This window comes from Sphingomonas sp. CCH9-E2 (assembly GCF_001557215.1).
In the GTDB taxonomy this organism is placed as follows: Bacteria; Pseudomonadota; Alphaproteobacteria; order Sphingomonadales; family Sphingomonadaceae; genus Sphingomonas.
Window position 1 is genome coordinate 60151 of record NZ_LSJM01000055.1, and the last position, 8586, is coordinate 68736.

Annotated in this window: 9 protein-coding genes; 6 read left to right on the top strand and 3 right to left on the bottom strand. The window is 66.6% G+C overall.

Translation table 11 applies throughout. The features are described 5' to 3' along the window. The first annotated feature begins 48 nt into the window (after window positions 1-48). Together lipA and AX681_RS03165 are read left to right on the top strand one after the other, a co-directional pair. Window positions 49-981 (top strand): lipoyl synthase, encoded by a 933-nt coding sequence (gene lipA, locus AX681_RS03160; protein WP_066662796.1) that lies wholly within the window; start codon window positions 49-51, stop codon window positions 979-981. Continuing rightward, on the top strand, window positions 981-1454 hold the full coding sequence (locus AX681_RS03165; protein ID WP_066662799.1) for a type II toxin-antitoxin system RatA family toxin: 474 nt from the start codon (window positions 981-983) through the stop codon (window positions 1452-1454). Before lipA ends, AX681_RS03165 begins: the two co-directional genes overlap by 1 nt. Here AX681_RS03165 and AX681_RS03170 read toward each other — a convergent pair. The 3 genes from AX681_RS03170 to AX681_RS03180 form a co-directional block, all read right to left on the bottom strand. Further along, entirely contained in the window at window positions 1403-1918 is a 516-nt protein-coding gene (locus tag AX681_RS03170) for a CinA family protein (RefSeq protein WP_066662802.1), read from the bottom strand. The genes AX681_RS03165 and AX681_RS03170 overlap by 52 nt on opposite strands. Further along, a complete protein-coding gene (locus AX681_RS03175; RefSeq protein ID WP_066681782.1) occupies window positions 1915-2439 on the bottom strand; it encodes a hypothetical protein in 525 nt (174 codons plus the stop codon). The genes AX681_RS03170 and AX681_RS03175 overlap by 4 nt, the downstream gene beginning before the upstream one ends. Before the next feature lie 86 nt (window positions 2440-2525). Continuing rightward, entirely contained in the window at window positions 2526-3677 is a 1152-nt protein-coding gene (locus AX681_RS03180) for a bifunctional 2-C-methyl-D-erythritol 4-phosphate cytidylyltransferase/2-C-methyl-D-erythritol 2,4-cyclodiphosphate synthase (RefSeq protein WP_066663474.1), read from the bottom strand. A gap of 879 nt (window positions 3678-4556) precedes the next feature. Here AX681_RS03180 and dusB point away from each other — a divergent pair. From dusB to ntrC, 4 genes are read left to right on the top strand one after another with little or no spacing between them, the layout of a single operon-like run. Continuing rightward, window positions 4557-5582 carry a tRNA dihydrouridine synthase DusB gene (gene dusB, locus AX681_RS03190; protein ID WP_066663470.1) on the top strand — a complete coding sequence of 342 codons (1026 nt, stop codon included), beginning with the start codon at window positions 4557-4559 and terminating at the stop codon, window positions 5580-5582. Further along, window positions 5558-6661: a two-component system sensor histidine kinase NtrB gene (locus AX681_RS03195; RefSeq protein WP_066663468.1), complete on the top strand. Its 1104-nt coding sequence runs from the start codon at window positions 5558-5560 to the stop codon at window positions 6659-6661. Before dusB ends, AX681_RS03195 begins: the two co-directional genes overlap by 25 nt. Then, window positions 6658-6906 carry a CBU_0592 family membrane protein gene (locus tag AX681_RS03200; protein WP_066663466.1) on the top strand — a complete coding sequence of 83 codons (249 nt, stop codon included), beginning with the start codon at window positions 6658-6660 and terminating at the stop codon, window positions 6904-6906. The genes AX681_RS03195 and AX681_RS03200 overlap by 4 nt, the downstream gene beginning before the upstream one ends. After that, window positions 6903-8345 carry a nitrogen regulation protein NR(I) gene (ntrC, locus tag AX681_RS03205; RefSeq protein ID WP_066663463.1) on the top strand — a complete coding sequence of 481 codons (1443 nt, stop codon included), beginning with the start codon at window positions 6903-6905 and terminating at the stop codon, window positions 8343-8345. The genes AX681_RS03200 and ntrC overlap by 4 nt, the downstream gene beginning before the upstream one ends. The last annotated feature ends 241 nt before the right edge of the window (window positions 8346-8586 follow it).

The window sequence follows — 8586 nt, forward strand, 5'->3', positions numbered from 1 at the left end:
GCAGTTACGGGGCTGGCAAGCGGCGGCCATCGTCGCTATTTGCGCGGCATGAACGATCCGACTCCCGTCGCGCGCCCGGAGCGCCAGCGCAAGCCTGACTGGATCCGCGTCAAGGCGCCCACTTCCGCCGGCTTTGCCGCGACGCGCGCGCTGATGCGCTCGAAAAGCCTGACCACGGTGTGCGAGGAGGCGGCCTGCCCCAATATCGGCGAGTGCTGGAGCAAGAAGCACGCGACGGTGATGATCCTGGGCGACACCTGCACCCGCGCCTGCGCCTTTTGCAATGTCAAGACCGGCATGCCGCGCGCGGTCGATCCGATGGAGCCGAACAACGTTGCCGATGCGGCGGTGCAGATGGGGCTCGAGCATATCGTGATCACCTCGGTCGATCGCGACGACCTGCCTGATGGCGGGGCGAAGCAGTTCGTCAAGGTGATCGAGGCGATCCGCAAGGCGTCGCCGACGACGACGATCGAGATCCTGACGCCCGATTTCCGCAACAAGCATGAGGCGGCGGTCGAGATGATCGTCGCGGCGCGGCCGGACGTCTACAACCATAACCTCGAAACCGTCCCGCGCCTCTATCCGACGATCCGGCCAGGCGCGCGCTATTATGCGTCGATCCGCTTGCTGGAGCAGGTCAAGAAGCTCGATCCGTCGATCTTCACCAAGTCGGGCATCATGCTCGGGCTGGGCGAAGAGCGGCTGGAGGTTCATCAGGTGATGGACGACATGCGCAGCGCCGACATCGATTTCCTGACGATGGGCCAGTATCTGCAGCCGACCCCGCGCCACGCCAAGGTCCAGGATTTCGTGACGCCAGCGGCATTCGATGCCTATGCGGCGATTGCGCGGGCCAAGGGGTTCCTGCTGGTGGCGTCTTCGCCGCTGACGCGGTCGAGCTATCATGCCGGCGACGACTTCGCGAAGATGAAGGCGGCGCGCGACGCCAATCTGGCAAAGGCGGTGGTTCCCGCCTGATGCCCCGTCACGCCGAGACTCGCCGACTGCCCTATTCGCCGGAACAGATGTTCGACCTGGTCGCTGATGTCGGGCGCTATGGTGAATTCCTGCCCTGGGTCACCGCGGTGCGGGTTCGATCGAACAGCGAGACCGAGATGGTCGCGGACCTGATGGTCGGGTTCAAGGGGCTGCGCGAGACCTTTACCAGCAGGGTACAGAAACAGCGGCCGGGACATATCCGGGTCGAATATCTCGAAGGGCCGCTGAAGCATTTGCACAATGACTGGAAGTTCCGGCCGGATGGCGAAGGCGGGGTACTGGTCGATTTCGAGGTCGATTTCTCGTTCAAGAACCGGGTGTTCGAAATGCTGGCCGGGCAGGTGTTCGATCGCGCGCTTCGGATGATGATCGGCGCGTTCGAGCAGCGCGCGGCGGCGCTTTACTCCGGGTCGGCGGGCAGCAGCAGTTCGAGCGCGCACAGCGCCGCCTGAAGGCGGACGCCGCCGCGGCCGAGATTGCCGAAATCGCGGGTGTCGGCGACGATGACATCCGGGTCTGCCGCCTTTTCGGCACGGGCGAAGACGACATGGCCGACCGGCTTCTTGTCGGTGCCGCCGCCGGGGCCAGCAACGCCGGTGATTGCAACTGCCACATCAGCGCCGCTCTGTTCCAGCGCGCCCTGGGCCATGCTCCACGCCGTGGCGACCGAGACGGCGCCGAAGGTTTCCAGCACGTCGCGGCTGACCTTCAACTGCTTGGTCTTGGCGGCGTTGGAGTAGGTGACGAAGCCAGCGATCAGAATGTCGGAGGAGCCCGGAATTTCGGTGATCGCCGCACAGACCAGCCCGCCGGTGCAGCTTTCGGCGACCGCCACCGTACGACCGGCGGCACGGTTGGCTTCGACGACGCGGCGCGCGGCGTCGACCAGTTCGGCGGGGAGAATCGTGTCCATCATTTGGGCCGCGCCATAGGGCAAAGCGGCAGCTTTGGCCCGTCTTTTCGACGATCGGCGTCGAGCTGTGCCATGCCGACGAACACGCCCGCCAGATTCTTGGGCGGCAAAGGCGCGAGGTTGGCGACAATCTTGTCGAGCTTGGGACAATCGGCCGGCTCGATCATCTGCCCGGCGAGCGGCACGACGATGACCTTGATCGCGGGGAGGACGAACATCGACCCGGCGATTGCCTGCATGTCCGGGCCGAGCAGCTTGGCGATCCCGCTGCGTGCGGTGGGGAGGGCGGGCGCTACGCCGGACTGCAGCCGGGCGGTAAAGGCCGGATTGGGGCGACGGAGGAACGCCGAGGCGGGGAGGGCGGTGCAGACGCGGCCCATCTCCGCCACCATGTCGGGCAGTAGCACCTGAAACAGGGCCTCCGCCTCGCCATCGGTGAGGCAGGGGCGCGGCTGGGCCTGAACGCTGGACACAGCGAGGCCGGTCCAGAGCGAAGCGGTGGCGGCGAGGTGGCGGATACGCATGAACTTACTCCGTCAGCGGCTGCACCGGGCAGCCCGTCGGATTGTTGTAGAGGTGGTGGCCGTGACGGCCCCTGAACCGGAGCATTTTATTCGGTCCGACCCGGAATGCGGATGGTGGCGATTGCCTGTGCCGCGATCCCTTCGCCGCGGCCGGTGAAGCCGAGGCGTTCGGTGGTGGTGGCCTTGAGGCTGACCCTGCCGAGCGGGAGCTGCAGGATTTCGGCGATGCGCGCGCGGATGGCGTCGCGGTGCGGCCCGATCTTGGGGGCTTCGCAGATCAGGGTGAGGTCGATGAAGTCGATGATCCCGCCCTCTGCCCGGACCAAGGACGCGGCATGGGCGAGGAAACGGTCGGACGCGGCGCCGCGCCATTGCGGGTCGCTGGGCGGGAAGTGCATGCCGATATCCCCGGCGCAGATCGTGCCGAGCAGCGCGTCGGTGATCGCATGCAGCGCGACATCGGCATCGCTGTGCCCGGCCAGCCCCTTGTCATGCGGGATCAGCACGCCGCCGAGCCAAAGTTCCTCGCCGGCCTGGAGTCGGTGGACGTCGTATCCCGTTGCCGACCGCGCGATCAGGTTGGCGGCATGGCGCGCCTCGGCGGCGGCGAAATCGGCGGGGTGGGTGATCTTCTCGAGCATTGCGTCTCCCGGGACGAGGGCGACGTCATGGCCCGCGCGGCGGAGCATCTGGGCGTCGTCGGTGGCTTCCTCACCGTCCGGCCAGGCGCGGTGGGCGGCGAGGATGGCGTCGAAGTGGAAGGCTTGCGGCGTCTGGATGCGGTTGAGCCCGGCGCGGGGGACATTGTCGCCGAGGATTTCGATCCCTTTTGCCAGCGTGTCGGCGACGGGGAGGACGGGAACGGCGCCGGGGTCCTGGTCGAGGGCGGCGAGCAGCGCGTCGATCACGGCGTTCGGGATGAAGGGGCGGGCGGCGTCGTGGATCAGGACGCGGGTCACGCCCTTCCCCTCCAGCGCCTCCAGCCCGGCGCGGACCGAGTCGCGGCGTTCGGCTCCGCCTTCGACGAAACTGACGTTTTCGAGCTGTATTGAGCGGGCGTATTCGTGCTGCCCCTCGCCGATGACGATGATGGTCTGGGTTATCATCGGGTGCGAGGCAAGCGCTGTAACACTATGAAAAAGCATCGGCTTTCCGCAGAGATTAGCGAATTGCTTGGGGATGCTTCCACCCGCGCGGATGCCCTTTCCGGCGGCGACGATAATGGCTGCGGTGATCATGATGCGACACCTAGGCGACTGGGACGCGACACCGACGCGACAGGTTTGAACGCGTAAACGACGGTCGCGCGGCGATGACGCGACAGTTGCGCGACGGAGCCGGGCAGCGAGGCGACAGCGTCGCGACGGCCAAGCGCGGGATGCGCGACAGTTTCACGGGAGGTGAAAATGGGTGCGGTACGTAGCATTGGGTCTGCCTAGCGAGAGAGGGCCGTGTAGGAAAGCAACTCGGGCAATTGTCGAACGCGCTTGGGCATGCGACGGTCGCAGTTATGCGACGGGTTCAAGGTTGTCTTTTCCTCCTGTGCCTGACGGGCTGCTTTGAATCGCGACGGCCGACGTTCGACAGGATCGAGTTGCGCGCACCGGGGTTGGAGGTGGCGGTCGACGGCGAAGGGCGAGGTGTCTTTGCCCGATCAAATTTCCATAACGGGCGGGTCGACCGAGGCAGCTTCTCGCTCTCGAGCGAGCGCTATGCCGAACTGAGGGGGCGTCTTGAGCGATTTCGGCGGTCGGATGGAACGGTCAACGAGTCCGAGGCAGGGGCACTGCTGGACCGAACCTGCAAGGGGGAGGAGGTGACCGATCAGGGCGGGGTGACGATCCACTGGCGCGGTTCATATGGCGGGCAATGGCACCTTGCCGATTTCGGCTGTGAGCCGAAGCGGTACGCAGAGCGAAATCGCGAATTGCGCGCAGTGTTGGCGTCATTGCCCGTCCCGGAGGCGGTCCCGCTTCCCTAGCATCTGTCGGGCATAGATAAAGAAGACCCTCCCCAACGCCTCCCGCAGGCGGGAGGGGCTTAAGAAGAGGGGGAGGGTCGCGCTTGCATCCTCGCCCTTGCCCCTGTATCGGCCCGTGCCTAAATTTCAGGCACAGATGACGATGTTGAACCCCATCCAGGTCGGGCCGGTGACGGTCGAGACGCCGGTGATTTTGGCGCCGATGACGGGCGTCACCGATCTGCCGTTCCGGCGGCTGGTGCGGCGCTATGGATCGGGCCTGAATGTTACCGAGATGATCGCGAGCCAGGCGGCGATCCGCGAGACGCGACAGTCGGTGCAGAAGGCGGCATGGGATCCGATCGAGGAGCCGGTGTCGATGCAGCTGGTCGGCTGCACCCCCTATGAAATGGCCGAGGCGGCGAAGCTGAACGAGGATCGTGGGGCTGCGATCATCGACATCAACATGGGCTGCCCGGTGCGCAAGGTGACCAATGGCGATGCCGGGTCGGCACTGATGCGGGTGCCGGATCTGGCGGCGAAGCTGATCGAGGCGTGCGTCAAGGCGGTCAGCGTGCCGGTGACGGTCAAGATGCGCATGGGCTGGTGCCATGACAGCCTGAATGCGCCCGAACTGGCGCGTGTCGCCGAAGAGCTAGGCGCCAAGATGGTGACGGTGCATGGCCGCACCCGCAACCAGATGTACAAGGGCAGCGCCGACTGGGCGTTCGTGCGAAAGGTCAAGGACGCGGTGTCGATCCCCGTGATCGTCAATGGCGATATCTGCACGGTCGAGGATGCGCGCACGGCGCTGGCGCAATCGGGCGCGGATGGCGTGATGATCGGGCGCGGGGCGTACGGCAAGCCGTGGGTGCTGCGGCAGGTGATGGACGCGCTGAGCGGCAAGGGCGAGCGGCCGGACCCGGGCATCGACGAACAATATGCCCTGATTGCAGAACATTACGCGATGATGCTCGATCATTATGGCGAGCTGACCGGCGTCAATCTGATGCGCAAGCATATCGGATGGTACACCAAGGGGCTGCCCGGATCGGCCGAGTTCCGCAACAAGGTGAACCAGGAGCCGAAGGCCGCGACCGTGCTGGCCATGCTCGACGAATTCTACGCGCCGTTTCGCGGCATGCCTGCGCTGGGATCATGGCCGTCACGCGAAGCGGCCTGAGGCCGCCGCCGCAGCCGGGCGAGCCGGATCTGGGGGAGCTGTTCGGCGGATTGCCGGTGGCGGCGCTGGTGCTCGACCCGCAGGACCGCGTGGTGCGCGCCAATATGGCGTGCGAGCATCTGCTCAACCATAGCGAGAAGGCGATGCTGGGGCAGCGACTCGACCGGATCGTGACCCCGCCCGAAGGCTATGGCGCGCGGCGCGATGGCCATGGCTTTGCCGCCTATGACATCGAGATCGAACCGACGCGTAGCCCGCGGACGCGGGTGGATTTCATCGAAGCGCCGATCGCCGAGCATCCCGGCTGGCGCATCGTGACGCTGCATCAGGCGCCGACGTCGCGGCGCTTGTCGGTGGGGGCGGATCGCAGCGCGGGCGCGCGCGCGGCGGTGGGGGCGGCGGCGATGCTGGCGCATGAGATCAAGAACCCGCTGTCGGGCATTCGCGGCGCGGCGCAGTTGCTGAGCGGCGATGATGACGCCGAGAGCCGCGCCGCGCTGACCCAGCTGATCACCACCGAAGTCGATCGCATCGCCGCGCTGATCGATCGGATGCAGGATTTCACCGATACGCGCCCGCCCAAGCTGGCGCCGCACAATATCTATCCACTGCTCGACCATGCGCGCCGCGTCGCGCTGGCCGGGTTTGCGCGGGGCATGGTGATCGAGGAGCGGTTCGACCCCTCGCTGCCGCCGGTGATGATGGACAAGGACGCGTTCCTGCAGATCGCGATGAACCTGCTCAAGAATGCGGCGGAAGCGCTGCGCGATGTGCCGGAGCCGAAGATCGTGCTGTCCACGCAATACCGCCATGGCGTCGCGATGCGGCCGGGGCCGGACCAGCCGCGCCGCTGGCTGCCGATCGAATTTTCGGTGACCGACAATGGCCCCGGCGCGCCGGCGGATATCGCCAGCCATTTGTTCGAGCCGTTCGTCTCCGGCAAGCCGGAGGGCAAGGGGCTGGGCCTGCCTTTGGTCGAGAAGCTGGTGCGCGACATGGGCGGGGTAGTCGAATATGCGCGGGCGGGCGATCCGGAGATGACGGTATTTCGGGTCAATCTGCCGCGGGCGGACGGATGACGATGGACTGGGTCGATGTCGTCGGCTGGGTGGGGGCGGGGCTGGTGCTCATTGCCTATGGCTTGCTCTCGGCGGGCCAGCTCGCGGCACGGGACGTGGCCTATCAGCTGATGAATGTGTTTGGCGCCGTCGGCATGCTGATCAACGGCTATGTGCGCGGCGCGCTGCCGTCGGCGGCGCTCAACCTAATCTGGATGGGCATCGGCCTGTACGTGCTGGCGAAGTATCGGGGGCGGACGGAATGAGTGCGACGGCATCGATCCTGATCTGTGACGATGATGCCGCGATCCGCACCGTGGTGACGCAGGCGCTGCGCCGCGCGGGGCATCGTGTGACGGCGGCGGCGTCGCTGGGCGAGTTGCGGCGCGAACTGGCGGCGGCGCTGCCCGATGTGCTGGTAACCGATGTCGTGCTGCCCGATGGCAATGGGCTGGATTTTGTCGCGACCTTTACCGGCGAGACGCCCGATGTGCCCGTGATCGTGCTGTCGGCGCAGAATACGCTGTCGACCGCGGTGCGCGCGACCGAGGCGGGGGCGTTCGACTATCTGCCAAAGCCGTTCGACTTGGATGCGCTGACCGCGACGGTGGCGAGCGCGCTGGCGCGGGGGCGGCGGCTGGTCGACGACCTGCCCGCTGCCGAGGAACAGGCGGTGGCGCTGATCGGGCGCTCGCCGGCGATGCAGGACGTGTACCGCGTGATCGCGCGGGTGGTGTCGAACGAGCTGACCGTGCTGATCACCGGTGAAAGCGGGACCGGCAAGGAGCTTGTGGCGCAGGCGATCCATGATCTGGGGCCACGGCGGCGCGCGCCGTTCGTCGCGATCAACATGGCGGCGATCCCGCGCGAGCTGATCGAGGCCGAGCTGTTCGGGCATGAAAAGGGCGCGTTCACCGGCGCGGCGGCGCGGGTGGCGGGGAAGTTCGAACAGGCGAGCGGGGGGACTCTGTTCCTCGACGAGATCGGTGACATGCCGATGGAGGCGCAGACGCGGCTGCTGCGCGTGCTGCAGTCGGGCGAGTTCACCACGGTCGGCGGGGCGCGGGCGATCCGGGCGGATGTGCGCATCGTCGCGGCGACCAACAAGGACCTGATGAACCAGGTCGTGTCGGGACAGTTTCGCGAGGATCTGTTCTATCGGTTGAATGTCGTGCCGATCGCGCTGCCGGCGTTGCGCGAGCGGCGGCAGGACATCCGGTTGCTGGCGCGGCATTTCCTCGACCGCGCGGTCGAGGACGGGTTGCCGCGCAAGCATGTCGGCGACGATGCGATTGCGGTGCTCGAAGCGCATGACTGGCCGGGCAATGTCCGCGAGCTGGAGAACCTCATGCGGCGCATGGCCGCGCTGCATCGCGACGAGTGGATCGACGGCGATGCCGTGCGCGCGATGCTGGGCGAGGGGAGCGGGCTTGCCGCGCCGACGCGCGATGCCGGGATCGAGGCCGCGGTGATCGCGCGGCTGACCCGGCTGGCGGCGGAGGAACCGGCGGTGCTCGAAGACGGCACGCTGTATGACCGCATCATCGGCGAGGTCGAGCGCCCGCTGATCGAGGCGATGCTGGCGCGGCATGGGCACAACCAGCTGCGCGCGGCGCGGGCGCTGGGGATCAACCGCAATACCCTGCGCAAGCGGTTGGACACGCTGGGGATCGATGTCGGCGGACGCCTGGACGACCCGGCCTAGCGGCGGAATTGGCCCAGTTAGCGACAGATTGAGCGACAAGTGTGTTTTCATGGCAACAATGTTGTTGTAGCCAAGTCACGATGGATGTTGCCGCAAAGCCACTGATCGACGCGGGCGCGACCCGCTGGCGGCTGAGCATCACCCCCTTTGTCGAGCTGCTGGTGCTGGGAATCGCGCTGGCGGTGCTGGTAACCAGCTATTTCGTCGTGAGCGGAAATACCGGGTCGCAGCGGTTGCTGAC